At 63.2% G+C, this 25,404-nt stretch carries 26 protein-coding genes; 13 read left to right on the forward strand and 13 right to left on the reverse strand.

Features of this window, described 5'->3' with window-relative positions; all coding sequences use genetic code 11:
* Positions 1–156: 156 nt before the first annotated feature.
* Entirely contained in the window at positions 157–681 is a 525-nt protein-coding gene (locus ACTNBZ_RS02445; RefSeq protein ID WP_441208057.1) for an N-acetyltransferase family protein, read from the reverse strand.
* A gap of 159 nt (positions 682–840) precedes the next feature.
* Here ACTNBZ_RS02445 and ACTNBZ_RS02450 point away from each other — a divergent pair, with 159 nt between their 5' ends.
* Positions 841–3,030 carry a DNA topoisomerase III gene (locus ACTNBZ_RS02450; protein WP_441208058.1) on the forward strand — a complete coding sequence of 730 codons (2,190 nt, stop codon included), beginning with the start codon at positions 841–843 and terminating at the stop codon, positions 3,028–3,030.
* Positions 3,031–3,363: 333 nt separating this feature from the next.
* On the opposite strand, the gene ACTNBZ_RS02455 is transcribed toward ACTNBZ_RS02450, so the two are convergent.
* The 6 genes from ACTNBZ_RS02455 to mltG form a co-directional block, all read right to left on the reverse strand.
* Positions 3,364–3,708, reverse strand: coding sequence for a histidine triad nucleotide-binding protein (locus ACTNBZ_RS02455; protein WP_441208059.1), 345 nt, complete (start codon positions 3,706–3,708; stop codon positions 3,364–3,366).
* Positions 3,709–3,710: 2 nt separating this feature from the next.
* Complete coding sequence (locus ACTNBZ_RS02460) at positions 3,711–4,259, reverse strand: hypothetical protein (protein ID WP_441208060.1); 549 nt, start codon at positions 4,257–4,259, stop codon at positions 3,711–3,713.
* Positions 4,260–4,262: 3 nt separating this feature from the next.
* On the reverse strand, positions 4,263–4,418 hold the full coding sequence (locus ACTNBZ_RS02465; RefSeq protein ID WP_441208061.1) for a hypothetical protein: 156 nt from the start codon (positions 4,416–4,418) through the stop codon (positions 4,263–4,265).
* A 123-nt stretch (positions 4,419–4,541) separates the two neighbouring features.
* Positions 4,542–7,187, reverse strand: a complete 2,646-nt coding sequence (gene alaS, locus ACTNBZ_RS02470) for an alanine--tRNA ligase (RefSeq protein WP_441208062.1) — start codon at positions 7,185–7,187, stop codon at positions 4,542–4,544.
* 428 nt (positions 7,188–7,615) lie between these two features.
* Positions 7,616–8,824, reverse strand: a complete 1,209-nt coding sequence (locus ACTNBZ_RS02475; protein WP_441208063.1) for a peptidase U32 family protein — start codon at positions 8,822–8,824, stop codon at positions 7,616–7,618.
* Positions 8,825–8,885: 61 nt separating this feature from the next.
* Positions 8,886–10,076, reverse strand: a complete 1,191-nt coding sequence (mltG, locus tag ACTNBZ_RS02480; RefSeq protein WP_441208064.1) for an endolytic transglycosylase MltG — start codon at positions 10,074–10,076, stop codon at positions 8,886–8,888.
* Between the two features lie 153 nt (positions 10,077–10,229).
* Here mltG and ACTNBZ_RS02485 point away from each other — a divergent pair, with 153 nt between their 5' ends.
* Entirely contained in the window at positions 10,230–10,382 is a 153-nt protein-coding gene (locus ACTNBZ_RS02485) for a hypothetical protein (RefSeq protein WP_441208065.1), read from the forward strand.
* A gap of 53 nt (positions 10,383–10,435) precedes the next feature.
* Here ACTNBZ_RS02485 and ACTNBZ_RS02490 read toward each other — a convergent pair whose 3' ends face one another.
* The 4 genes from ACTNBZ_RS02490 to ACTNBZ_RS02505 are packed head-to-tail and all read right to left on the reverse strand — an operon-like array spanning position 10,436 to position 13,000.
* Positions 10,436–11,023 carry a 5-formyltetrahydrofolate cyclo-ligase gene (locus ACTNBZ_RS02490; protein WP_441208066.1) on the reverse strand — a complete coding sequence of 196 codons (588 nt, stop codon included), beginning with the start codon at positions 11,021–11,023 and terminating at the stop codon, positions 10,436–10,438.
* Positions 11,001–11,546 (reverse strand): DJ-1 family glyoxalase III, encoded by a 546-nt coding sequence (locus ACTNBZ_RS02495; RefSeq protein ID WP_441208067.1) that lies wholly within the window; start codon positions 11,544–11,546, stop codon positions 11,001–11,003. The genes ACTNBZ_RS02490 and ACTNBZ_RS02495 overlap by 23 nt, the downstream gene beginning before the upstream one ends.
* A 1-nt stretch (position 11,547) precedes the next feature.
* Complete coding sequence (locus tag ACTNBZ_RS02500; protein WP_441208068.1) at positions 11,548–12,240, reverse strand: dTMP kinase; 693 nt, start codon at positions 12,238–12,240, stop codon at positions 11,548–11,550.
* A gap of 37 nt (positions 12,241–12,277) precedes the next feature.
* Entirely contained in the window at positions 12,278–13,000 is a 723-nt protein-coding gene (locus ACTNBZ_RS02505) for a WecB/TagA/CpsF family glycosyltransferase (protein ID WP_441208069.1), read from the reverse strand.
* A gap of 278 nt (positions 13,001–13,278) precedes the next feature.
* Between ACTNBZ_RS02505 and ACTNBZ_RS02510 the strand changes: the two genes are divergently transcribed.
* The 9 genes from ACTNBZ_RS02510 to ACTNBZ_RS02550 all read left to right on the forward strand — a co-directional run bounded on the left by ACTNBZ_RS02510 (position 13,279) and on the right by ACTNBZ_RS02550 (position 19,817).
* Complete coding sequence (locus tag ACTNBZ_RS02510; protein WP_441208070.1) at positions 13,279–14,316, forward strand: ABC transporter substrate-binding protein; 1,038 nt, start codon at positions 13,279–13,281, stop codon at positions 14,314–14,316.
* 105 nt (positions 14,317–14,421) lie between these two features.
* Positions 14,422–15,372, forward strand: coding sequence for an ABC transporter permease (locus tag ACTNBZ_RS02515; RefSeq protein ID WP_441208071.1), 951 nt, complete (start codon positions 14,422–14,424; stop codon positions 15,370–15,372).
* Complete coding sequence (locus ACTNBZ_RS02520; RefSeq protein WP_441208072.1) at positions 15,365–16,159, forward strand: ABC transporter ATP-binding protein; 795 nt, start codon at positions 15,365–15,367, stop codon at positions 16,157–16,159. The genes ACTNBZ_RS02515 and ACTNBZ_RS02520 overlap by 8 nt, the downstream gene beginning before the upstream one ends.
* Positions 16,160–16,322: 163 nt before the next feature.
* On the forward strand, positions 16,323–16,577 hold the full coding sequence (locus ACTNBZ_RS02525; RefSeq protein WP_441208073.1) for a hypothetical protein: 255 nt from the start codon (positions 16,323–16,325) through the stop codon (positions 16,575–16,577).
* 102 nt (positions 16,578–16,679) lie between these two features.
* The gene (locus ACTNBZ_RS02530; RefSeq protein ID WP_441208074.1) at positions 16,680–17,336 is read left to right on the forward strand and encodes a single-stranded DNA-binding protein; all 657 of its coding nucleotides are present in this window, start codon (positions 16,680–16,682) and stop codon (positions 17,334–17,336) included.
* Between the two features lie 132 nt (positions 17,337–17,468).
* The gene (locus ACTNBZ_RS02535) at positions 17,469–17,849 is read left to right on the forward strand and encodes a GntR family transcriptional regulator (protein ID WP_441208075.1); all 381 of its coding nucleotides are present in this window, start codon (positions 17,469–17,471) and stop codon (positions 17,847–17,849) included.
* Complete coding sequence (locus ACTNBZ_RS02540; RefSeq protein WP_441208076.1) at positions 17,846–18,712, forward strand: ABC transporter ATP-binding protein; 867 nt, start codon at positions 17,846–17,848, stop codon at positions 18,710–18,712. Before ACTNBZ_RS02535 ends, ACTNBZ_RS02540 begins: the two co-directional genes overlap by 4 nt.
* A complete protein-coding gene (locus ACTNBZ_RS02545; RefSeq protein ID WP_441208077.1) occupies positions 18,709–19,344 on the forward strand; it encodes an ABC-2 transporter permease in 636 nt (211 codons plus the stop codon). Before ACTNBZ_RS02540 ends, ACTNBZ_RS02545 begins: the two co-directional genes overlap by 4 nt.
* A gap of 95 nt (positions 19,345–19,439) precedes the next feature.
* Positions 19,440–19,817: a (deoxy)nucleoside triphosphate pyrophosphohydrolase gene (locus tag ACTNBZ_RS02550; RefSeq protein ID WP_441208078.1), complete on the forward strand. Its 378-nt coding sequence runs from the start codon at positions 19,440–19,442 to the stop codon at positions 19,815–19,817.
* A gap of 128 nt (positions 19,818–19,945) precedes the next feature.
* On the opposite strand, the gene ACTNBZ_RS02555 is transcribed toward ACTNBZ_RS02550, so the two are convergent.
* Together ACTNBZ_RS02555 and ACTNBZ_RS02560 are read right to left on the reverse strand one after the other, a co-directional pair.
* Entirely contained in the window at positions 19,946–21,316 is a 1,371-nt protein-coding gene (locus ACTNBZ_RS02555; RefSeq protein ID WP_441208079.1) for an MATE family efflux transporter, read from the reverse strand.
* Positions 21,306–21,938 (reverse strand): TetR/AcrR family transcriptional regulator, encoded by a 633-nt coding sequence (locus ACTNBZ_RS02560; protein ID WP_441208080.1) that lies wholly within the window; start codon positions 21,936–21,938, stop codon positions 21,306–21,308. Before ACTNBZ_RS02560 ends, ACTNBZ_RS02555 begins: the two co-directional genes overlap by 11 nt.
* A gap of 284 nt (positions 21,939–22,222) precedes the next feature.
* On the opposite strand from ACTNBZ_RS02560, the gene ACTNBZ_RS02565 reads away from it, so the two are divergent.
* Together ACTNBZ_RS02565 and ACTNBZ_RS02570 are read left to right on the forward strand one after the other, a co-directional pair.
* Positions 22,223–22,963 carry a GntR family transcriptional regulator gene (locus ACTNBZ_RS02565; protein WP_441208081.1) on the forward strand — a complete coding sequence of 247 codons (741 nt, stop codon included), beginning with the start codon at positions 22,223–22,225 and terminating at the stop codon, positions 22,961–22,963.
* Positions 22,964–23,062: 99 nt separating this feature from the next.
* Positions 23,063–25,306, forward strand: coding sequence for a xanthine dehydrogenase family protein molybdopterin-binding subunit (locus tag ACTNBZ_RS02570; protein WP_441208082.1), 2,244 nt, complete (start codon positions 23,063–23,065; stop codon positions 25,304–25,306).
* The last annotated feature ends 98 nt before the right edge of the window (positions 25,307–25,404 follow it).

A 25,404-nucleotide genomic window follows, 5' to 3' on the forward strand; every position in this document is an offset into this window, starting at 1 on the left:
AGTTTCTTAAATTCTGGCATATATCGTTTGTTTGGGATCCCTTTTGGCATAGTAAACACCCCACTTGTTAGATAGTATATCATACTGTCTAACAAATGGGGTGCAGTTCACGCAGGCGGGGAGGGAACTTCTGTTTCAATAGGGCAAAGGCAACCGTTACAGCAGCTCCTTTTCGTAGCAAACCAGGACCTCGTCGATGACATCCTCAAAGTGGAAGTCGGCGCTGCCGGCCAGGCGGTAGCCCAGCTTCTCATAAAAGGCCCGGGCGGGGGTGTTGCCCTCGTAGGTATCCAGCCGGATGGCTTTGCAGCCCATGCCCTTGGCCAACCCCTCAGCAAAGGCCACGAATTTCCGGCCCAGGCCGTGCCTGGCGATGACCGGATGGACCACCAGGGTGTGGATGACCAGCACCTCGCTCTTTTTGGCGGGGATGGACCAGGGGATCCCGGCGTACTCGGCGGGCTGGATCTGGTTCAGGTTGGCACAGGCGGCCACCTCGCCGCCCTGGACATCCACATAGAGGGTGCCGGCCTTGCCTGCCTTCCGGGCGGTGTCCCGGGTGGGATAGAGGTCCCGCTTCCAGTTGGTGACGCTCTGGCCGGAGCGTTCCTCCCGGCGGAGGATGGCGTCATAGATATCGCAGATCCCGTCCAGGTCGTTGGGGGTGGCTTTCCGGATCATGGTTCAAAACTCCTTCCGTCATATGGCGGCAGGAAAAGGGAAAACGCCCCGGGGTGGGCATGGATTGCCTTTTCCGGCCGTCTCCATTATAATGATACCATGTGAAAAAGTCAAACCGCGGCGGCCGGAGACGCGCCGGAGCGGGGATAGGAGACCGTTATGGCAAAGACGCTGGTACTGGCGGAAAAGCCCTCGGTGGGCCGGGAGCTGGCCCGGGTGCTGGGCTGCAAAAAGAGCGGCGACGGCTATCTGGAGGGGGAGAAATACATTGTTACCTGGGCGCTGGGCCACCTGGTGGAGCTGGCCGCCCCGGAGGACTACGACAAAAGCTGGCAGAAGTGGGATATGCTCACCCTGCCCATGCTGCCCGAGCGGATGAAAACGGTGGTCATCCCTCAATCCGGACGGCAGTTCCGGGCGGTGCAGGCCCTGATGCGCCGGGGAGACGTGAACGAGCTGGTCATCGCCACCGACGCCGGCCGGGAGGGGGAGCTGGTGGCCCGGTGGATCATGGAGAAGGCGGGCTGGAAAGGCCCGGCCAGGAGGCTGTGGATCTCCTCCCAGACCGACAGGGCCATCCGGGAGGGATTTGCCAACCTGAAGCCGGCCCGGGACTATGACAACCTCTTCTATTCCGCCCGGGCCCGCAGCGTGGCCGACTGGCTGGTGGGCCTCAATGTGACCCGGGCGCTGACCTGCAAGCACAACGCCCAGCTCTCCGCCGGGCGGGTGCAGACCCCCACCCTGGCCCTCATTGTGGACCGGGAGCGGGAGATTCGGGAATTCCGGCCCAAGGAGTATTACACCGTCACGCTGAAATGCGGCGGCTTTACGGCCACCTGGCGGGATAAAAACGGCCAGACCCGCATCTTCGATCAGGCCCGGGCCCAGGCCCTCTGCGCCAGGCTGGAGGGGAAGGAGGCCCGGATCACCGAGCTGAAACGGACCTGGAAGCAGACTCCGCCCCCGGCGGCCTACGACCTGACCGAGCTGCAGCGGGACGCCAACCGGAAGTACGCCTACACGGCGAAAGAGACCCTGTCCATGATGCAGTCCCTTTACGAGACCCACAAGGTGCTCACCTACCCCCGGACCGACTCCCGGTATATCTCGGACGACGTGGTCCCCACCCTGCCCGAGCGGCTCTCTGCCGCGGCAGTGGACGTGTACCGGGACCTGGCCCTGTCTATCCGGCGGCAGCGCCCCCTCCAGACCCGGTTTTTGGTGAACAATGCCAAAGTCTCCGACCACCACGCCATCATCCCCACCGAGGAGCAGGTGGACCTGTGGCGCATGAGCGGCGGGGAGCGGAACATCTATGACCTGGTGGTGCGCCGCTTTCTGGCGGTGCTGCTGCCCCCCTTCGAGTATGAGGAGGTGCGCCTGACCCTGACGGTGGATGGGGAGACCTTCACCGCCCGGGGCAAGATCGTGAAGAACCAGGGCTGGAAGGCGGCCTATGACCGCTCCTTCGGCGCGCTGGAGGAGGACGACGGGGAAGAGGACGAGCGGGAGCAGGCCCTGCCCGAGCTGCGGCAGGGGGACCGGGTAAAGGTCCTCTCCGCCCGGGTGAACACAGGCCATACCGCCCCGCCGGGCCGTTATACCGAGGCCACTCTCCTCTCGGCTATGGAGCACCCCGGCGCCCAGGTGAACGACCGGGACCAGAGCCGCATCCTGGAGGAGACCGGCGGCCTGGGCACCCCTGCCACCCGGGCCGATATCATAGAGAAGCTCTTCTCCGCCTTCTATGTGGAGCGGCGGGGAAAGGAACTGGTGCCCACCTCCAAGGGCATGCAGGTGGTGGAGCTGGCTCCCGCCGACCTGCGCTCGGCCGCCCTCACCGCCCGGTGGGAAAAACGGCTGGGAGACATCGCCCAGGGCCGGGAGAAGGAGCAGGACTTCATTGCCGAGATGCGGCGGTATGCCGCCCATCTGGTGGCTGAGGTGAAGGAGAGCGACGCCACCTATACCCATGACAACGTGTCCCGGGAAAAGTGCCCCGACTGCGGCAAATTCCTGCTCAACGTAAAGGGGAAGCGGGGCAAGATGCTGGTCTGCCCCGACCGGGAGTGCGGCTACCGCCGCAGCGTCACCCAGACCACCAACGCCCGCTGTCCCAACTGCCATAAGAAGATGGAGCTGCGGGGAGAGGGGGAGAACCAGATGTTCGCCTGCGTCTGCGGCTACCGGGAAAAGCTCTCCGACTTCAAAAAGCGCCGGGAGACCCGCTCCGCCGGCAAGGGGGATGTGCGGCGCTATCTCCAGCAGCAGGAGCGGCAGGAGGACAAGGGCAATTCAGCCCTGGCTGAGCAGCTGGCCAAATGGATGGCCCAAAACCAGAAATAGCGAGAAAAGAGGCCCCGGAGCAGCAGCTCCGGGGCCTTGGCATGTAATAAGCTCCAGGCTCCGCTTTCGCCGCGAGGCGGAAGCGGAGCTTAGCGGACTTTGTAGCAGGGGACCCAAGCGAAGCCCAGCGGAGCGGGTTCGATTGGGAAAGGAGGAGCAAGGGAGCGTGCGCAGCCTTCGCCGTGAGGCGGAAGCGGAGCTTAGCGGACTTTGTAGCAGGGGACCCAAGCGAAGCCCAGCGGAGCGGGTTCGATTGGGAAAGGAGGAGCAAGGGAGCGTGCGCAGCTTTCGCCGCGAGGCGGAAGCGGAGCTTAGCGGACTTTGCGACGACGCCTAGCCGGGAGGCCAGGTCATATCCCGGCCTGCCAGCACGTGGAAGTGCAGGTGGGGCACAGTCTGCTGCCCCTGCTCGCCGATGTTGGAGACCACGCGGTAGCCCTTTTCGGCAAAGCCCAGCTCACGGGAGAGCCTGGCGATGACGGAGAAGATGTGGCCCACCACCGCCTCGTTCTCCGCCGTGATGGCGGCGGCAGACTGGATGTGGGCCTTGGGCACCACCAGGAAGTGGGTGGGTGCCTGAGGGTCGATGTCATAGAAGGCATAGCACTGCTCGTCCTCATAGACCTTGTTGGAGGGGATCTTCCCCGCCACGATCTTGCAGAACAGACAATCGGACATGATTAACTCCTTTCTGCGCGCTCGATGCCGAGCACGTCATAGTATTCGTCGGAAAAACACAGGATATCGGGGTCAAAAGCGGCCTGCATGGCACGTACCGGAGCATAGGGGTCGGCCGGAGCCAGGGAAAAGGCGCGGGCAATGACCTCCAGAGCCTTGTTCCTGCGGGCCAGGAAGGGCTTACAGCCCTCCCAGTGGGCGGTGGCGTCCTCCTCCAGCAGGGAGCGGAACTGTTCCTCCTCCAGCCACCAGAGCTGGGCGATGGGGTTGCTGTCCCGGCAGAAAAGGAGGAAGGAGAGAAACTGCCGCAGGTCCTCCGCTACGGGGAGCACGTATTTGTCCGGCTCCCCCATGGCGGGGTCCACACAGAAGATCCGCTCATCCCCGGGCAGAAGGACGAAGTGGACCCCGTCGCAGCCCGTCCGGCCCACGTGTTCCGCCCCCAGAGGGGTGCAGAAATAGGGCTCCTGAGGCACGCCGGGCTCCAGCAGGCCGATGGACTCAAAATCGATATCCAGGGCCCGCAGCCGCGCCAGATCGTCCCGGGTCATCTTTTATACCCCCAGCTTGGCGGCCACGAAGTCGTCCACGCTGGCCAGCGTGTCATCCAGCTTGAGGATGTTGGAGCCGCCGCCCATGGCGGAGTCGGGCTTGCCGCCGTTCCCCGGCCGGCGTGGAACACCGTCCGGGGCCCCCTTTGGCTTTGACATCCTCGGGCGAAGTGAATTCGCCCTGCGGCAAGGACTTGCTGACGCAAGACCCTTGGACGCGCCTGAGCGGCGCGGCTCGCCTTCGCTGGCGGGCGGCGGAAGAAAGCGGTGGTCATAGGCGGCTTACAGGCCCAGCTTGGCGGCCACGAAGTCGTCCACGCTGGCCAGTGCGTCATCCAGCTTGAGGATGTTGGAGCCGCCGCCCATGGCGGAGTCGGGCTTGCCGCCGCCCTTGCCGCCGCAGATGGCGGTGACGGACTTGATGATGTCTCCGGCCTTGACGCCCTTCTGGACGGCCTCCTTGCCGCACACGGCCAGGAAGGTGATCTTCTCGCCGCTGACGGAGGAGAGGACGGCCACCACATTGGGCTGCTTGTCCCGCAGCATGTCGCCCATCTGGCGCAGCTTGTTGGCGTCGGCCTCGGGGAGGGTGGCGGTGAGGACCTTCAGATCCCCTACGAGGTGACCGCCCATAAGGAAGCGGTCGGTCTCGCCGGCGGCCTCGCGGGCCTTGTACTTCTCAATGGTGTGGCGGAGCTGGCGCAGCTCATCCATGTTCTGCTCGGCCTTCTCCCGCAGCTCGCCGGGCTTGGTCTTGAGAATGGCGGCGGCCTGGAAGAGAAGCTCCTGGTTGCGGTTCATGGTCTCCAGGGACTTGACGCCGGTGGTGGCCTCGATGCGGCGGACGCCGGAGGCCACGGAGAACTCGCTGTCGATGTGGAACACGCCGGCCTTGGCGGTGTTGTCCAGATGGGTGCCGCCGCAGAATTCCACGGAGTAGCCGCCCATGTCCACCACACGGACCCGGTCGCCGTACTTCTCGCCGAAGAGGGCCTTGGCGCCGGTCTTGCGGGCCTCGTCAATGCTCATCTCGTTGGTGACCACGGGGTAGCCGGTGAGGATGGACTCATTCACCAGGCGGGAGACCTCAGCCAGCTCCTCGGGCGTCATGGCGGAGAAGTGGGTGAAGTCGAAGCGGAGGAAGTCGGGCTCCACCAGGGAGCCGGCCTGGTTCACGTGGTCGCCAAGGACGATCTCCAGGGCCTTCTGCAGCAGGTGAGTGGCGGAGTGGGCGCGGGCCAGGGCGTGGCGGCGCTCCACATCGATGGCGGCGGTGACGGTGTCGCCCACCTTCAGCGCGCCGGCCTTGACCACGCCGGAGTGCATATACTTGCCGCCCTTGTTCTTCTGCACGTCCCGGACCTCGAAGAGGGCGGTGTCGGTCTTGATGATGCCGTGGTCGGCCACCTGGCCGCCCATCTCGGCGTAGAAGGGGGTCTGATCCAGCACCACGATAGCCTCAGCGCCGGCGCCCACCTCGTCCCGCAGCTCCTCTTCGGCCACCAGGGCCAGAATCTGTCCCTGGGCCTCATTCCGGGTATAGCCCAGGAAGGTGGTGGCGGGCATGTCCTTGCCGAACTCGATGCCGGCCCAGCCCAGGTCGCCCAGAGCCTCGCGGGCCTTGCGGGCCCGGATACGCTGCTCCTCCATCAGGGCCTTGAAGGCGTCCTGATCCACGGTCATGCCGGCCTCTTCCACCATCTCGATGGTCAGGTCAATGGGGAAGCCGTAGGTGTCATAGAGCTTGAAGGCGTCCGCGCCGGAGAAAACGGTCTCGCCCTTTTCCCTGTGGCCGGCCATCATGTCGTCGAAGATCTTCATGCCGCCGTCGATGGTCTTGGCAAAGTTCTCCTCCTCCACCCGGATGATCTTGGTGATATAGGCCTGGCGCTCCCGCAGCTCGGGATAGTGGCCCTCGTTCTCGTGGACCACCGCGTCGCACACCTCATACAGGAAGGGATCGTTGACGCCCAGCAGCTTGCCGTGGCGGGCGGCCCGGCGGAGCAGGCGGCGCAGCACATAGCCCCGGCCCTCGTTGGAGGGGAGCACGCCGTCACAGATCATGAAGGTGGCCGAGCGGATGTGGTCGGTGATGATGCGCAGGGAGACATCGGTTTTGTGGCTCTCGCCGTAGTGGGCGTGGGTGATCTCACTGACCTTGTTGGTGATGTTCATGACGGTGTCCACATCGAAGAGGGAGTCCACGTCCTGGCACACCACGGCCAGGCGCTCCAGGCCCATGCCGGTGTCGATGTTCTTCTGGGCCAGCTCGGTGTAGTGGCCCTCACCGTCGTTGTTGAACTGGGAAAAGACGTTGTTCCAGACCTCCATATAGCGGTCGCAGTCGCAGCCTACGGTGCAGCCCTCTTTGCCGCAGCCGTACTTCTCTCCCCGGTCATAGTAGACCTCGGAGCAGGGGCCGCAGGGGCCGGAGCCGTGCTCCCAGAAATTGTCCGCCTTACCGAAGCGGAAGATGCGCTCGGCGGGGATGCCAATGTCCTCGTGCCAGATGCGGAAGGCCTCGTCATCATCCTCGTAGATGGAGGGGTAGAGGCGGTCGGGGTCCAGGCCCACCCACTCGGGGGAGGTCAGGAACTCCCAGCACCAGGCGATGGCCTCCTTCTTGAAGTAATCGCCGAAGGAGAAGTTGCCCAGCATCTCAAAGTAGGTGCCGTGGCGGGCGGTTTTGCCGATGTTCTCGATGTCGCCGGTACGGATACACTTCTGGCAGGTGCACACCCGGTGGCGGGGGGGCTCCTGCTCGCCGGTGAAGTAGGGCTTCATGGGGGCCATGCCGGAGTTGATGAGGAGCAGGGACGCGTCGTTCTGGGGGATCAGGGAAAAGCTGGGGAGACGGAGATGGCCCTTGGTCTCAAAAAAGCTGAGGAACATCTCGCGGAGTTCGTTGACTCCAAATTTCTTCTTCATGGGAATCTACCTCCAAACAAATGTTGACATGGGGATGGGGACGGAGCGGGACGAAAAAACCGCCCCCGGCTCACAGCCAGGGGCGGAAAAATTCCACGGTACCACCCTGATTATCCCCGCGATGGCGCGGGGCGTCTCCTGTCGCCCGGTAACGGGGGCGGGACGGTCCGCTCATCACGGACGGCTCGGGAGTGGCGCGCGGTTCCCGACGGCCGGGGGCTCTCACTCTTCCCCCTCGCTCATGGCCAGGTATACCGCTTGGTTCCGTCAAAGCCTGATCTGATATTTGCCTGGGCGGGCTGCCGCCGGTGCGGCGGACGGCCAAGCGAAACTATTGTACCACACTTTCACCGCTTGTCAACCGTCGTTTTCCACGGAATCTTCGTATTTCGATCCATTTCCCGTTGACAGGCCGCGGCGCACCTCCGTTACAGCCCCTGGGCCCGGCGGCGCAGGAGGGACAGGGCGGGAGCCGGGTGGGGGAGCCGGATGGTGAACGTCATCTGGGGGGTGCGGGGCTCCTCCAGAGGGAAGCCGTCGCTGTCCGCCATCACCGGGACGGAGAAGGAGACGGGCTCCAGGCCGGGACCGATGAGCTCCAGCTCGTCCCCGGCGCGGAACTTGTTGCGCAGGGAGCACACCGCCTGCCCGTCGGGAGTGCAGGACTCCACCACGGCGCAGACCTGGTAGTCCCGGATGTAGCGGGCGTCCTCGGTGTACTGGCCGGGCTGGCCGAACCAGAAGCCGGTGGAGTAGTGCCGGTGGCTCACCTTCTCCACCTCGTCCCGCCAGACGGGGGCGAGAGGCTCACCAGCCAGGGCGGCGTCCACCGCATGGCGGTAGGCGCCGGTGACCACAGCGGCGTAATAGGCCGACTTGGCCCGGCCTTCGATCTTCAGGGAGTCCACCCCGGCCTCCATCAGCTCGGGGATGTGGTCGATCATGCACATGTCCCGGCTGTTCATGATAAAGGTCTCGCCGTTTTCCTCAAAGACGGGGAAATATTCCCCGGGGCGCTTCTCCTCCATCAGGGCGTATTTGTACCGGCAGGGCTGGGCACAGGCGCCCCGCTGGGCGTCCCGTCCGGTCATGTAATTGGAGAGCAGGCACCGGCCCGAGTAGCTCACGCACATGGCGCCATGGACAAAGGCCTCGATCTCCAGCTCTTTCGGGGTCTTGGCCCGCAGTTCGGCCACCTCGTCCAGAGAGAGCTCCCGGGCCAGGATGACCCGGTGGGCCCCCAGGTCGTGCCAGGCACGGGCCACCTCGTAGTTGGTGACGCCGGCCTGGGTGGATACATGGCGCTTGAGGTGCGGGGCGTAGCGTTTGGCCAGGGAGAACACGCCCAGGTCGGCCATGATGGCCGCGTCCACCCCCGCGTCGTCCAGCAGCTCCAGCCACTGGGGCAGCCGGGCCACCTCATCGTTGCGGGGCATGGTGTTGCAGGTCACGTGGACGTGTACCCCCCGGCTGTGGCAGAAATCCACGGCGGCACGCAGGTCCTCGGGGGAGAAGTTGCCGGCGAAGGCCCGCATCCCGAAGTCCTGGCCCGCCAGATACACCGCGTCGGCGCCGTAGGCCACCGCCATGCGCAGGCGCTCCATGTCGCCGGCGGGGGCGAGAAGTTCCGTTTTCATGGGGATATCCCTCCATCGAAAGGCGGCGGACGCAGAGCTCCGCGTCCGCCGCACAGGGTGTTTATTTCTGATAGAGCTGCTGGGAGGCGGTGAAGTTCTCCAGCTCCCGCAGGGTCTTGAAGAAGTGGTGGACCCCGTCGTCGCCCAGGGCATAGTAATAATAGTTGGTATCGGCGGGGCTGAGAGCGGCCCGGAGGGCGTCGATGCCGGGATTGGAGATGGCCGTGGGGGGCAGCCCGGCGTGCTGATAGGTGTTGTAGGGGTTGGAGGCGTCCGCCGTGTCGGCTGAGGTCACCGGGATGCGGCCGGTGTAGTAGATGATGGTGGCGTCAATGTTGAGCAGGCCGTAGGTGCCGCCGGCGGCGCTGTTTTCCAGACGGTTGTAGATCACCGAGGCGATCTTGGCCTGATCGGTGCCGTCGGTTTCCTTTTCGATCATGGAAGCGATGTTCGCAATGTCTCCCACAGAGTAGCCCTTCTGGGCGGCCAGATTGCGCATATCATCGGTGAACATCTCGTCAAAGCGGAGGATCATCCGGTTGATGATCTGCAGCGGGTCGCCGCCCATATAGAACTCATAGGTGTCGGGGAAGAGGAAGCCCTCCAGCCGGTGATAGTCACCGGTGGGCAGGTCCTTGAGGAAGGAGTACTTGAAGGTGTGGTTGGCGGCCACATCCCTCAGCTTCTCCACGGTGGACACGCCCTGTTCCTCCAGCATGGAGAAGATCTGGTCCAGGGTCATGCCCTCGGTAATGGTCACCTTCACCGCCTTGCGGCTGGCCGAGCCCTTGCCCATGCTGCTGATGAGGGCGCGGTAATCCATATCGGTATCCAGTTCATAGGTGCCGGCAGTGATCTTGTTGTCCCGCTCCACATGGGTCAAAGAGGCGAAGAGCTTAAAGACCGGCTTGTACTCGATCAGGCCGTTTTCCTCCAACAGATCGGCCACCTGGTCCAGGGTGGCGCCCTCCTCAATGGTGATGGTGGCATAGTGCTCCGGCTTGTTGAGGGCCAGCATATCGCTGGCGGCCACCCAGCACAGTCCGGCCAGCAGGGCCGAGATGCCGATGACAAAGATCACATAGAGCAGCGGGCCGAAACCGCTCTTGCGGCGTTTGCGGCGGGTCCGGCTGCGGGAAGACCGGGAAGCGGCGTCATCGCCGCCGCGGCGCGGCTGCTCCAGATGGGAAGGTTCGTACTGCCGGCGGCCCTGTACGCGCTTTCCCGGCTGTCTGTCGTATTCCTGTGACATGGATTCAACTCCTAACTGTGCGTCCAAAGCGGAAGGTAAAAGGGACAGCCGGCCGGCCGCACCACCGGAGGACCGGGCGCATAGGATAGGTCAGTCCGGCCGGAAGATCAAATTCCACCCGGATGAAAAATCATGAGAGGTGTGACCTATTTTATGTGCTGTGGTAACAATGGGTTTGGCGGCTGTGGCTGCCTGTGGATCATCCTGATCATCATCGTTCTGGTCTCCTGCTGCGGCGGCGGGAACTGGGGCGGCTGCGGCAACGGCTGCGGCAATAACTGCGGGTGCGGCGAAAACTGCTCCTGATACATGCGGGGGTGCGGCCCGGTGGCGGGGCGAAAGCCCCGCCTTTCGGTGTTTTACGGGCACGGAAGACGGTATGTCCCGGTCTCGGTGATCACCTGATCCACCCGGTGGTCGTGTTCTTCATGAGGGACCGCGTCCAGGAGAAAGCAGTCCCGGCACAGGGCCACGGCGGCGCCGGAAAACCGTTCCAGATACCGGTCATAGTATCCCCCGCCCTGGCCCAGACGATAGCACTGCCGGTCGAAGGCCAGACCGGGCACCAGGATCAGGTCGATGGCTTCCGGGGGAATCACCGGGCGGTCGGGTCCGGGCTCCAGCATGCCGTAGCGGTGACGGATGAGGACGGTGTCCTTCTCCACCGGCCGGGCGTCCATGACGCCGGGCTCATCGGTGCACCGGGGCAGGGCCACCGTCTTGCCCATGTCCAGCAGGGCAGGGATGAGCCGGGCGGTATCCAGCTCGGCGCCCATCCCGTGATAGAGCAGGATGACGCCGGCCTCAGCCACCGCCGGCAGGGCGAGAAAACGGGCAAAAAGGGCGTCATCGCTTTTTCGGCGCTCCTCCGGGGAGAGGGCCTTCATCCTGGCGCGGATCTCCTTACGGAGGAGGGCCTTGGCATCAGAAATGGTAGTGGACGGCATGACGTACCTCCCCGGCGGCGTCGGTCCCGCGGAGGACCTCCACCAGCTTCAGACCGAAAGCGAAGGCGGAGCCGGCGGCCTCCGCGGTGATGATATGGCCGTCCTCCACCACGGGCGTACCCTTGCAAACCACGGCCGAGCCCATCTCGTCCTCCATGCCGGGGTAGCACACGGCGCTGCGCCGGTCCAGCAGGCCCATACCCGCCAGAATGGTGGGGGCGGCGCAGATGGCGGCCAGCCAGATGCCCCGGTCATAGGCCCCCTGGATCAGCCCCTGGGCAGTGAGGCTGTTCTGGATGGCGTTCACGCCGCCCAGACCGCCGGGGAGAATGACCATTTCGGTTTCGTCCACGCGGACCTGGGAGAGCAGGAGATCGGCGGTGACGGTGATGCCGTGGCCGCCGGTGACCTGGAGTGAATCCAGTCCCACCAGCCTGACGTCCGCGCCGGAGCGGCGCAGCAGATCGGCGGGGACCAGGGCCTCGGACTCCTCAAAGCCCGTACCCAGCAGGATGATGACCATATCAGTTTCCTCCTTTGATATCGGATGAAAGGGAGCGGGACAGACGGTCCCAGATCTCGGAATGGAGTTCTTCGATGGGTCTTACCCGTCCTGTTCCGTCCACACAGGAGACGGTCTGCCAGCCCAGGCACCGGGCGGCGGCGCGGGCGGTGCGGCGGCACAGGGCCAGATATCCGGTGTCCACCTCGTGGATATCCCCTGAGGTATGGGTGGCGGCCTCCCGGCTGCGGAGCATCTCCACTGCGCGGTCGGTGGGCATATCCAGATAAAACACCAGGTCGGGCCGGGGCAGGCCCAGCTTGGTATGCTCAAAATCGTCCAGCCAGCGGAAAAAGTCCTCCCACTGGTCCTCGGGCAGCTTGCAGGCCTGATGGACGGCGTTGGAGGTGGTGTACCGGTCGGAGAGGATCAGCCCCCCTTGCCGGTAGTAGTCCCCCCAGACCTTCTTCCAGGAGGCGTACCGGTCCACCGCGTAAAAGGCGGAGGCGGCATAGGCGTTCACATCGGAGGGATGGGAGCCGAACTCGCCGCCCAGATACATGCGGATCAGGGCGGAGGAGGGCTCGCCATACTGGGGGAACACCAGACGCTGAAAGGGAATGGAGCCCTCCTCCAGCCGCCGGCACAGGCGGCTGAACTGGGTGGACTTCCCCGAGCCGTCGGTACCCTCGAACACGATCACTTTACCGGACACGCAGGTCCCTCCTCTGACTGAATGATAGCGGGGCGGCTCACTTGCCGCGGACACGCTGGCCCGCCGCCTGGAAGAGCACCAGGGGCAGCCGGGCCATGCGCTTGATGCGCTTGGGGTCCTTGACCAGACGGTAGAGCCATTCCATGCCCACCTTCTGCCAGGACTCGGGGGCCCGCTCCACCACACCGGCGAACACGTCCAGCGCGCCGCCCAGGCCCACCATAAACTTCACGCCGGTGGCGGGGCCGTTCTGAGCCATCCACAGCTCCTGCTTGGGGGCGCCCAGGCAGACCAGGGCCGCGTCGGCCCCTGACTCCCGGATGGCGGCGATGACGGGGGCGTCCTCTTTAAAATAGCCGTCGTGGGTGCCGCAGATGGCAAGACCGGGGTGCCGCTCCCGCAGGGCGGCGGCAGCCATTTCGGCCACACCGGGCTTGGAGCCCAGCAGGAAGAGCCGCTTGCCGGTTTGAGCCATCCAGGCCATCAGGCTGTCGGCAAAGTCGATGCCCGGCACCCGTCCCGCCAGGGGGCGGCCCAGGATGCGGGAGGCGTACACCACCCCCACGCCGTCGGGCATGGAGAGATCGGCCTGGTTGAGCGCAGTGCGGAAGGCCTCGTTTTTCTGCGCGGTGAGCAGGAATTCGGGATTGGGCGTGACCGCGTAGTGGAACCCGCCGGCCTCGATGAGGGAGACGGCGGTGTGAACCATTTCCTCCGGAGAGAGATCGTCAAAACGGACGCCCAGAATTTCAGTCTTCAAGATGTGTGACCTCCGAATATCACAGGATTATCCATAGGTTTCTTTAGTTTATCACAACCAGAGTAAAAAGTCCATGGAAAACCGCCCGTCTGCCCATGCGGGAGGGGTTTCGCGCCGGCGGGGAGGGGGGTGACAAAAAATAGGGGTTGACAATTTTAAGACACGTCATTATAATGAGGACAATTCAGGGCCTTGGGGCGCTTTTTTTGCGTTCCATCACTTTAATACTTAAAAGCATAAGTGTGTTAAAGACGCCCGCCATTTTGGAGGAATCTGACATGAAGAAACTGTCCAAGCTTGCCGCCATGGCGCTCACCGTGGCGATGACGGCCTCTCTGGCCGCCTGCGGCGGCGGTACCGCCAGCCAGCCCAGCACTGCTCCCGCTCCCTCTGCCGCTCCTCAGGAGTCTGTCCAGCCCAGCGCCGCCCCCAGCGGCGAGAAGTACGTGGTGGGTATCTGCCAGCTGGCTCCCCACCCCGCGCTGGACGCCGCTACCCAGGGCTTTAAGGATGCTCTGACCGAGGCGCTGGGCGACGCCGTGGAGTTCAAGGAGCAGAACGCTGCCGGCGACAGCCCCACCTGTGCCACCATCGTCAACGGCTTTGTGTCTGACAATGTGGACCTGATCATGGCCAACGCCACCCCCGCCCTCCAGGCCGCCGCTTCCGCCACCGGCGACATCCCGGTGCTGGGCACCTCTGTCACCGAGTACGGCGTGGCTCTGGGCATTGACAACTTCAGCGGCACTGTGGGCACCAACGTGTCCGGCACCTCCGATCTGGCCCCTCTGGACCAGCAGGCTGCCATGATCAACGAGTGGTTCCCCGACGCCAAGACCGTGGGCCTGCTCTACTGCTCTGCCGAGGCCAACAGCCAGTACCAGGTGGACGTGGTCCAGAAGTGCCTGGAGGATATGGGCTACACCTGCACCCAGTACCCCTTCTCCGACACCAATGATATGGCCTCTGTGACCCAGAGCGCTGCGGACAACAGCGACATCCTCTATGTTCCCACCGATAACACTGTGGCCAACAACACCGGCGTGGTGGACAACATCTGCCATGGCAAGGTGCCTGTGTTTACCGGCGAGGAGGGCATCTGCGCCGGCTGCGGCGTGGCCACCCTGTCCATCAGCTACTATGACCTGGGCGTGACCACCGGCCAGATGGCCGCCAAGATCCTCAAGGGTGAGAGCAGCGTGTCCGAGATGCCCATCGAGTACGCGCCCAATTACGTCAAGAAGTACAACGAGACCATGTGCGCCGACCTGGGCCTGACCGCCCCCGAGGGCTACGAGGCCATCACTGCCGGCTAACAGTTTCCGCGTCACTGAAAACAGTGGAAAAGGGTACTTCCCTTTTCCACTGTTTTTTGTTATACTATTGAAGTCTATCGAGTTTTTTCGAGGAGGAACATGCTTATGTCAGGCTTCATCAACGCATTGCCGGGCGCTGTGTCCCAGGGATTGATCTGGGGCATCATGGCTATCGGCGTGTACATCACCTACAAGCTGCTGGATATCGCTGATCTGACGGTGGACGGCTCGTTCTGTACCGGCGGCGCGGTATTCGTGGTGCTCTTCACCAACGGCGTCAACCTGTTCGCGGCGCTGCTGGCCGCCGTCCTGGTGGGTATGCTGGCGGGACTGACCACCGGACTGCTCCACACCTTCTGCGGTATTCCCGCTATCCTGGCCGGCATCCTGACCCAATTGGGGCTCTATTCCGTCAACATGGCCGTGATGAGCATGAAGGCCACCGTGGCCATCAACGTCACCAACCCCGATGTGCTGGACCGTCTGCTGGTCTCGCTGCGCTTTGTGGGCGACGTGGCCAAGGGGACCCGGTCCTTCGTCCGCCATCCCATTTTCGTGGTGGGACTGGTGACGGCCGTCCTTATCGCGGCGCTGTACTGGTTCTTCGGCACCGAGCTGGGCTCCGCCCTGCGGGCCACCGGCTCCAATCCCAACATGGCACGGGCCCAGGGCATCAATACCAATTTCACCAAGGTGCTGGGCTTGATGCTCTCCAACGGCATGGTGGCCCTGTCGGGCGCCCTGCTCTCCCAGTACAACGGCGGCTGTGAGATCAACATGGGCCGCGGCGCCATCGTGATCGGCCTGGCGGCGGTCATCATCGGCGAGGTCATCTTCGGCAAGGCCTTCCGCAACTTCGGCCTCAAGCTGGCGGCGGTCTCTTTGGGCGCTATCATCTACTACATCGTCATCCAAGCCGTGCTGTCCAGAGGCCTGAATCCCAACTATCTGAAGCTGCTCTCCGCCATGGTGGTGGCCATCTTCCTCTCCATCCCCTACTGGAAGGGCAGATACTTTGCCAGACCCACAAAGAGAGGGGGCGTTCGTAATGCTTGAGATCAAAAACATTTACAAGACCTTCAACGCGGGCACTGTCAATGAAAAGACCGCCCTGAACGGGGTCTCTCTCCACCTGAAGGAATGTGAATCCGTAGCCGTCATCGGCGGCAACGGCGCCGGCAAGTCCACCCTGCTCAACGCCGTGGCCGGCGTGTGGACGGTGGACGAGGGTTCCATCACCATCGGCGGGGTGGATGTGACCCGCCTGCCCGAGCACAAGCGGGCCAAGTACATCGGCCGCGTGTTCCAGGACCCCATGATGGGTACCGCCGCCACCATGCAGATCGAGGAGAACCTGGCCCTGGCAGCCCGGCGCGGCCAGGGGCGTACCCTTCGTGCCGGCATCACCAAGGCCGAGCGGGAGCAGTTCCGTGAGATGCTCAAGATCCTGGATCTGGGTCTGGAGGACCGCATGACCGCCAAGGTGGGCCTGCTGTCCGGTGGCCAGCGCCAGGCGCTCACCCTGCTCATGGCCACGCTGCAGAAGCCCAAGCTCCTCCTGCTGGACGAGCATACCGCCGCACTGGATCCCAAGACGGCTGCCAAGGTCATGGAGGTTACCCGCCGCATCGTCAACCGGGACCGGCTGACCACCCTGATGATCACCCACAATATGCGGGACGCCATCGAATACGGCGACCGGCTCATCATGATGTACGAGGGCCGGATCGCTCTGGATATTGCCGGCGAGGAGAAGCAGAAGCTGACGGTGGAGGATCTTCTGGCCAAGTTTGGCCAGGCCACCGGTTCCAGCGAGGCCGATGACAAGCTGCTCCTGTCCTGATCGGGATGGATCGAACAATAAGCGCCCCTCCGCCAACGGCGGAGGGGCGCTCTTAATTGATATCCTCACCGGGGCCGCTTTTTTTGCCCCGGGTACTTCTGCTGCGGAGGAACGCGATATTTTTTCCCGGCGGCGGCATACTATGGGGTGGGAGGTGGATGTCATGAGCGAAGTCAATGCCGACGGCGTCCTGCTGGACCCTGAGGAGGCGCTGCTCCAGCTGGTGCAGCACCGGACCAACGCCCTGATGGCGGAGCGTCCCCGGCATCTGGAGGAGTTTGAGAGCTGTTCCGAGACTGCCTATGCCGCCAATGGAGAGTGGGCGGGGCCTGTGGGCGGTATGCCCCATATGCCGCCGGACCTTTCTGCCCGCCGGAGTGTGGAGCAGCATTGGGCCGTCCGTCCCGGGCCGCAATAGCACCCCTGCGGCCTCCGCTTGAACGGGTTGTCATAGCGGAGGGCGCCGCCGCATATAAATGCCACATGCAGACCTGGAAATGATACACAGGAGTGTGGCAGTATGGAAACAGAGTGGAATGAAAATCAGGCTTTTCTCCGGGGGACCGTGCTCCTCGATCCGGCGCCCTCCCATGAGAACCACGGCGTGGTCTACGACGCCTTTCCCCTGAGTGTGAGGCGGCTGTCCGGCGCCGAGGACCGGGTCAACGTGATCGCAGCCCGGCCCCTGCTGGAGCGCTGTCCCGTCCGGGCAGGGGAAGAAGTGGAAGTGGAGGGAGAGGTACGCTCCTTCAACAACAAGAGCGGCAGAGGGAGCCGCCTGGTCATCACCCTCTATGCCAGGGCTATCCGCCCGGCGGAGGGGGAACATGTGAACCAGCTGGTGCTCTCCGGCGCGCTGTGCAAACCGCCGATCTTCCGGCGGACCCCCATGGGGCGGGAGATCTGCGACCTGCTGCTGGCCGTGAACCGCCGTTATGGACGGGCCGACTACTTGCCCTGTATCGCCTGGGGAGCGCTGGCCCGCCGCTGTGCCGCCCTGGAGGTGGGCGACACCGTGCGGCTGGAAGGCCGGTTTCAGAGCCGCAGCTACATCAAGGTGGAAAACGGCGAGAGCAGCCAGCGCACCGCCTATGAGATTTCAGTCATGCGTCTGGAAGAGCCGGATCATCCTCTCGCGGCGGCGGGAGGGAACAGGATTTCCGCAGCGGAGCGGTGAAAGACAGGGCGGGATACCCCATGGGGTACCCTGCCCTGTTTTTTTATAAATACGGCAGTTTCCTCTTGACAACTGTGTATACCGCATATATACTGTACACATCGGATATATACAGTATAACAGAGGTGTGCCATGGACATCGTCATCCGAAACACGGGCGAAGTGCCCATTTACGACCAGATCACCCGCCAGGTCAAGGGCCTGATCCTGAAGGGTGAGCTGCGGGAGGGGGAGGCCCTGCCCTCCATGCGGCTGCTGGCCCGGGATCTGCGGATCTCAGTGATCACCACCAAGCGGGCCTATGAGGAGCTGGAGCGGGAGGGCTTCATCACCACCGTTCCGGGCAAGGGGTGCTTCGTGGCGCCCCGGAACCTGGAACTGGTGCGGGAGGACGCCCTGCGCCGGGCGGAGGAACATCTTTCCGCCGCGGTGGAGGTGGCCCGCACCGGGGGCGTCACCCTGGAAGAGCTCTCACAGACCCTGACTATCCTGTATGGAGAGGAAACACTATGAAAACTGACAATGCCATTGAGATCTCCCATCTCACCAAGGATTACGGCTCCTTCCGGCTGGATGACGTATCCCTCGCCGTGCCGGGAGGCACCATCCTGGGCCTGATCGGGGAGAACGGAGCGGGAAAGACCACCATCATCAAGTGCATCCTGAACCTGATCCGCACGGACGGCGGCCAGATCAAGGTATTTGGGCTGGACCACGCGGCAGACGAGCGGGCGGTAAAGGAGCTGGTGGGCGTGGTGCTGGACGAGTGTCCCTTCCATCCCATGCTCACCGCCGGACAGGTGGGCGATATCCTGTCGGGGATATATGCCTCCTGGGACGGGAAACTCTTCCGGAGCTATCTGGAAAAATTCGAGCTGCCCGGAAAAAAGACAATAAAGGAGTACTCCCGGGGCATGAAGATGAAGCTCTCCATCGCCGCAGCCCTGGCCCACCGGCCCCGGCTGCTGCTGCTGGACGAGGCCACCAGCGGCCTGGACCCGGTGGTGCGGGACGCCATCCTGGACGAGTTTCTGAACTTCATCTCCGATGAGGAGCACGCTATCCTGCTCTCCAGCCACATCACGTCGGACCTGGAGAAGGCGGCCGACTACGTGGCCTACCTGCACCACGGAAAGCTGGTGCTCCAGGGGGCCAAGGACGAGCTGCTGGCCGACCACGGCCGCCTGGCCTGCACCCGGCAGGAGCTGGAGCGGGTGGACCCGGCCTTCGTTGTGGGCGTGCGGTCCAGTCAGTACCGGTGCGAGGCCCTGATCCGCAGCCGCCGGGACTTCCGCCGCCTTTACCCGGAGCTGACGGTGGACCCGGCGGATCTGGAGGATATCATGGTGTTTACCACAAGGGGGGAACAGGTATGAACGGCCTGCTGAAAAAGGAATTCTTCGTGCTGCGCAAACAGCTGCGCACCTGGACGATGCTCTTCGTGCTCTACGCGGCCATTGCGGTCACCGGCGTGTGGGGGCCCTATATCCTGACCACTCTGGTGACGGTGATGACTCTGATGACCCCTCTGTCCGCCTTTGGTTATGACCAGTCCACCGGATGGGAGACCTTTGTGGCTACCCTGCCCGGCGGGCGGGAGAAGGCGGTGGGCGCCCGCTACCTGTTCTGTCTGCTGGTGGACCTGGCTGCGGCAGCGCTGGCCCTGGGGCTGACCCTGCTGCTGGGCCTGCTGGGGTTTGCGGACGTAGCGCTGGACGAGGCGGCGGCCAGCACGCTCTCCTGCGCCGCCGTGGCGCTGCTGATGATCGCGGTGGCGCTGCCCCTGTGCTACAAGCTGGGGGTGGAAAAGGCCAGAGTGGTGTATATGGCGGTCTTTCTGGCGGCTTTCGGCGGAGGCCTGGCCCTGGTGAATCTGCTCTCCGGCCGCATCGCCCTGCCGGCGTGGCTGGGCTATGCCCTGCTGGCCGCCGTTGTGCCGGTGCTGGCGGTTGTGATGTACCTGTCCTACCGGACGTCGGTCTCCATCCTGCGGGAAAAAGAGTACTGAGATGCCCCTTGTTCCCGGCGAAGGTTCGTGCTAAACTGGAAAAAACGAGCCTGCGGCATTGGTTTTCCGCCGCCGGGCGGGGAGGAGTGAGGGATATGACGGAGGTATCCGCGGGGATCATCCGGGACCGGCTGGGCCGGGTGCTCATCTGCCGGCGGAAGGAGGGGAGCAACGCCCACCTGTGGGAGTTCCCCGGCGGCAAGCGGGAGCCGGGGGAGGACGCCGCCGCCTGCCTCATCCGGGAGTGCCGGGAGGAGTTGGGCGTGGAGCTGGAGACCGGCGATGTGCTGGCCAGGTACGTCCAGGCCGGGCCGGAGCGGGTGCTGTCCTTCACCTTTCTCAGCGCCCGCATCGTATGGGGAAAGCCCGTCCTCCGGGTCCATGAGGCCATGGAGTGGGTCTTTCCCGCCGATCTGAAATACTATCCCTTCTGTGAGGCGGACGCGGCCATCCTGGGCCGTCTCACAGACTGAACCGAAATTCAGCAGGCCCCGCGCCCTCCGGCGCGGGGCCTGCTGCTGCACGATATCCGGTTGCGGGAGCGGTGGGGCTTTTGGGCCCTGCCGCTCCCATTTGATTTGCGGCGCGGCGTAGCGTGGGCCTATGCGGCCATATGTTCCGACGCGATACGCTTCATGGGTTTGATGAGAAACAGGCAGAGCAGGATGGTCAGCACATCGGCGGCGGGCTGGGAAAGATAGATGCCGGTGACGCCCAGCAGCTTGGGCAGGATCAGAATAAACGGCACATAGAACAGTCCCTGGCGGATCAGGGAGAGGAAGAGCCCCATTTGGGACGAACCGATGGTCTGGAAGGTGATGGTCATCATATAGCACAGGCCGAAGGCGGGGAACAGGATGACCTGGGAGAAGAGCAGCCTGGCGCCATAGTCTACGATAATAGGGTTGCGGTTAAAGAGCATGATGAGGGGGTGGGATAGGACGATATAGGCGGCGGCCACTACTGCTGCCAGCGCCAGGGAACCCTTCAGGGCAAAGCGGACAGAGTCATGGAACCGCTTCTCGTTTTTGGCGCCGAAGGCATAGGAGGCCACGGGCTGATAGCCCTGCATGAAGCCCATGATGACGTAGCTGCCGATGAGAATCAGACGCTGCACCACGCCGTAGGCGGCCATCAGCTCGGTGGAATCGGCCATGGGCTTGATAGCCATGTTGGTCAGAGCGCTGGCCAGAGCCAGGCAGATCTGAATGATGGCGGTGGGTATGCCGATAAGGGCCACGGTCCTGATGAGCTTCCAGCTGGGCTTGAAGGCCTTCAGACGGAGCTTGATGATGGACTTGCCGCTGAGGTAGAAGCCCGCCATGATGAAGAAGGTGACGAACTGGGACACGGTGGTGGCCAGGGAAGCGCCGGCCACCTTCATGCCGAAGCCCCAGTCGAACATGAAGATAGGGTCCAGGATGATATTCAGCGCCGCGCCGGTAATGACGGCAACAGAGGTGATCTTCACGGAGGACTCCGCACGGGCGGCGCAGTTCATGCTCTGGGCGGGCAGATTAGCCAGGGCTGCGATAAACATCCAGAAGGCGTAGTCCTTGGTCTGGCCAATGGTGACGTCATCAGCACCGAAGGTACGCATGACGGGGTCGAGGAAAATAAGGCCGAACACGCAGAGGAATATGCCGATGATGGTGGACACGCCGATGATGGTGGTGACGGTGCGGCTGGCCCCCTCCTTGTCCTCGCTGCCCAGCTGACGGCCGGCCAGAACGGCGGCTCCGGCGGCGAAGATGTTCTCAATGGAGACCATAATAAGCAGCAGGGGAACGGTGACGCCCACGGCGGCCAGAGCCACATCGTCCTTTAACATACCGATATAGGCGGTGTCCACGATGTTGTAGACCGCTTTGGCCAGCAGGGCCAGGGTGGCGGGGATGGCCAGATTTACGATGGCTTTCGATGGTTTTACCGTGGAGAGCAGGGACTCTCTTGAAGACGGATTATTCTGCATGTTTCTCACCAAATACACCGTAGAGCAGGACGTCCAGCTGACGGTGACACCTTTCTTCATGTTCCCGGAGAAGGTCGCTCATGGAGCGCTCTCCGCAAAGATCTGCCTTGAAATGCAGGTTGAAATAGTCCATATACAGCCTGAAATCTTCCACCACCGTGCTGACGGTGAGGCCTTTTCTCAGCGGTTCGCTTTTCAGCAGATCGGTCAGCACGGAAATATTCAGTGCGTCAAAGGCCTGGCGGCACTGCGCGATCTCCTCCCGCAGTGCTGCCGGGGGACGGAACGCGGCATCGGCAAAAAGGGCCAGGTACAGCGGGTGCCCGGCAAAAAAACGGAGCCTGGCGTCAAAGTAGCCCTGCAGCCGTGCCTGGGCAGAGCCGGCCAGCGACCCGGCTGCGTTTTGCAGATACGCGGTGAAGGCGTCAAAGCAGTGCCCGACGCACAGGAGATACAATTCATCCTTATCTTTAAAATAGTGATAAATGATCCCCTTTGAGATCCCCTTTTCCGCGCAGACGGTGTTCAGAGAGGCACCGTCATAGCCGTTGCGGGAGAATTCCTCCATCGCGGCATCCAGAATGCGCTGTCTGGACAGAGCATTTTTTTCTTCCCGTTTCATAAAAGACCTCCAAATAAAAAAGACCATCCGGTCTGTTTCGGATTATAGCACAAACAGACCGGGTGGTCAATTATTTTTCGGCCTGTTTCTGGTGCCGCTGGATTTTCAAAAAGGACCATGGAAAAGCGAAGAGCGGTCGTTCTTCACAATTCCAATCAGGTATTTTTGCGCAGAAGAGAGAAAATACGGCGTACTGAGTACCGATGATTGAAATAGTAGTACTAATGTGGTATTATATGAGCATAGTCTTATAAGGATACAAAAGGACTTATGAGGAGTATAATATGGGAAGGACGAACCTCAGTTCTTATATGGAAGTAAAACGCCGGCTGCTGGAGATCTTCCGTACCGAGCGTTTTCCGGACAACAAGCTACCCTCTGAGGAGAAGCTGGCCAAGCGGCTGGGCATCAGCCTGGTCACACTGCGGGAGGGACTGCTGATGCTGGCCCTGGAGGGCTACATCACCAAGCGCCACGGCGTGGGCAATTTCGTCCATCCCAGTGTGCTGGACCCGGCCAACCGGCAGGACCAGGGCTTTTCCTTTGCCGATACCTTCCGCCAGAACGGCCGGGAGCCGGGGATGAAGATGCTCTACCTGGGCATGGAGCCGGCGGATGAGCATGCGGCCGGGCGGCTGAACGTCCCGCCTGGGGCCTGGCTGCAGCGGAACGAGACCCTCTACACCGCCGACGGGGAGCCCGGCGTGTTCACCATCAGCCTGCTGCCCGCCGCCATTATCAAGCGGCCCTTCCGGCCGGAGGAGAACAACTGGTACGTCCATGAGAGCATGTGGGACCACTGCGGAAGGCATCTGGCCCATTCCCTCAACGACTACCGGGCCGTCCCCGCCGGGGAAAAGGAGGCGGAGCTCTTCCGCCTGCCCGGGGGAACGCCCCTCCTCTATTGTGAGCAGCTCTTTTATGACCTGCAGGACCAGCCGGTGCTGCTCAATTATCATTATTTTCATCCACAGAACTACGGCATGCGTATCCTGCAGAACTGGGACATCGAATCCGGCCGCTGAGCCGGGAGAGCGAAAGGGGAGACGCTGGGACACGACGCCATCTCAGATACACAACAGGCCGGGGCATGTCTGTCCCCGCGCAGCAAGGAGAAGTGCGTTATGAAATACATTGGAAAGCCCACGCCCACCATCGACGCTGCGGCCAAGGTTACCGGCGAGGCCAGGTATACCGACGACCTGCGTCTGCCGGGGATGCTCCACGGAAAGGTGCTCACCAGCCCCGTGGCCCACGCCCGCATCAAATCCATCGACACCAGCCGGGCGGAGGCTCTGCCCGGCGTCCGGGCGGTCATCACTTATCAGGATTCCCCGGACGTGACCTTCAACCGCATCATGCGGTGGGCAAAAGACCCCCTGCCCGCCACCGAGCGGGTGCTGGACCGGGTGGTCCGCTTCGTGGGGGACGAGGTGGCCGCCGTGGCCGCCGACACCGAGGCCATCGCCCGGAAGGCCGCCGGCCTCATCCAGGTGGAGTATGAAGAGCTGCCCGCCGTATTTGACCCGGAGGAGGCGCTGAAAGAGGGCGCGCCTCTGGTCTATCCGGAGGGCAACCTGCTCAAGGCGCAGCGGGCCGAGTGCGGCGATGTGGACGCCGCCCTGGCAGAGAGCCCGGTGGTGGTGGAAAACCGCTTTGCCACCGCCATGATCCACCATGGCGCCATCGAGCCCCATGTGTGCATCGGCCAGTGGCACCGGGGAGACTTTCTGGAGGTCTGGGAGCCCCAGCAGGGCGTCCACCGGGCCCAGATCATGCTGGGCAAGATCTTCGGCCTGCCCTACACCCATATCACCCTTCACGGGGAGCTGATCGGGGGCACCTTCGGCGGCAAGGACGGCATCCTGCTGGAGCCGCTGACCCTGCTCCTGTCCAAAAAGGCGGGGGGCCGGCCGGTGAAGATCCGCTACAGCCGCGGCGAGTCCATGGTGTCCACCTACACCCGCCACGCCATCAAGCTCTACGGAAAGATGGGCGTGGACCGGGACGGCCGGATGACCGGCTTTGAGATCCGGTCCTTTATGAATTCCGGTCCCTACTGCGGCGGCAGCATCAACGTCCAGTCCGCTATGTGCGGCAAGATGTTCAAGGTCTATCAGACGGAGAACCAGCGCTTTGACGGCAAGGCAGCCTATACCAATACCCCGGTGGGAGGCGCCATGCGGGGCTTCGGCTCTCCCAAGGTGTTCTCTACGCTGGAGCTGCTGGTGAACAAGGCGGCCCGGGCGGTGGACATGGACCCGGTGGAGTTTCGTGAAAAGAATCTGGTGCGGCCCTACGGGCTGGACCGGGGGGCCAACGATACTCTGGGCAACGCCCGGGTCCACGACTGCCTGCTCCGGGGCGCCGGGCTCTTTGACTGGAAGCGGAAGTGGGCGGAGCGCAAAAGCCTGGAGGACGGGCGCTATGCCTACGGTTACGGCGTGGCCACCGCCCTCCACGGAAACGGCGTGGCCCCCTTCGCACCTGACATCACCGTAGCGGAGCTGATGCTTCACGAGGACGGCTCGGTGCTGCTGCGCACCGGCCTCACTGACCACGGCGCGGGCACCTATACCCTGATGAAGCAGATCGTGGCCGAGACGCTGGATATCCCCTTCGACCAGATCGAACTGACCCATTCGGACACCCATACCTGTCCCTACGACATGGGCTCCGGCGCCAGCCGGAACACCTGGTCGGGCGGCGCGGCGGTGGAGACCGTCTCCCGCCAGATGGCCAACACCCTGCTGGAGGTGGCCGCCGCCATGCTGGGCTGCGGGAAAGAGGCCGTCCGGTTTGAGGACGGGCGCTATTCCACGGACGGAGATGACCGCCGGCTCACCCGGGCCGACCTGGCGTGCTACGCTTACGACAAGCAGAAGCGCAAGATCCTGGAGACCGTGTCCTACTGCTCCGACCACAACGCCGGTTCCTATGGCGCCCATTTCGCTAAAGTCCGGGTGGACAAGGAAACCGGCGAGGTGAAGGTGATGGACTATCTGGCGGTGTGCGACGTGGGCACCGCCCTCAACCCCATGCTGCTGGAGGGACAGATCGAGGGCGCCATCCTGATGGGTATGGGCATGGCCCTCTTCGAGGGCATCGAGCTGGATGATAAGGGAAAACCTGTCAACGCCAGTTTTCGGAAGTACCGGATGCCCCGCTCCACCGACGTGCCCCCCATCACCATCCGCTTTGTGGAAGCGTTTGAGCAGGGCGGCCCCTACGGCGGCAAGAGCATCGGCGAGGCCTCCATCGTCCCCGTGGTGCCCGCCATCGTGGGCGCGGTGAATGACGCCCTGGACCGGGAGCTGGAGATTCTGCCCCTGACCCCGCAGCGGGTACTGGAGGCACTAAAAAAGTAGTACAAAGCAATTAAAAACTGTTGTAAAAGTAGTACAAGAAATTTATAATGAGAGTATAAAAACGCTTCCGAGGGGGACTGCGGTCCCGTCGGAAGAAG

It is taken from the genome of Pseudoflavonifractor sp. HCP28S3_F10 (assembly GCF_052065415.1).
In the GTDB taxonomy this organism is placed as follows: domain Bacteria; phylum Bacillota; class Clostridia; order Oscillospirales; family Oscillospiraceae; genus Pseudoflavonifractor_A.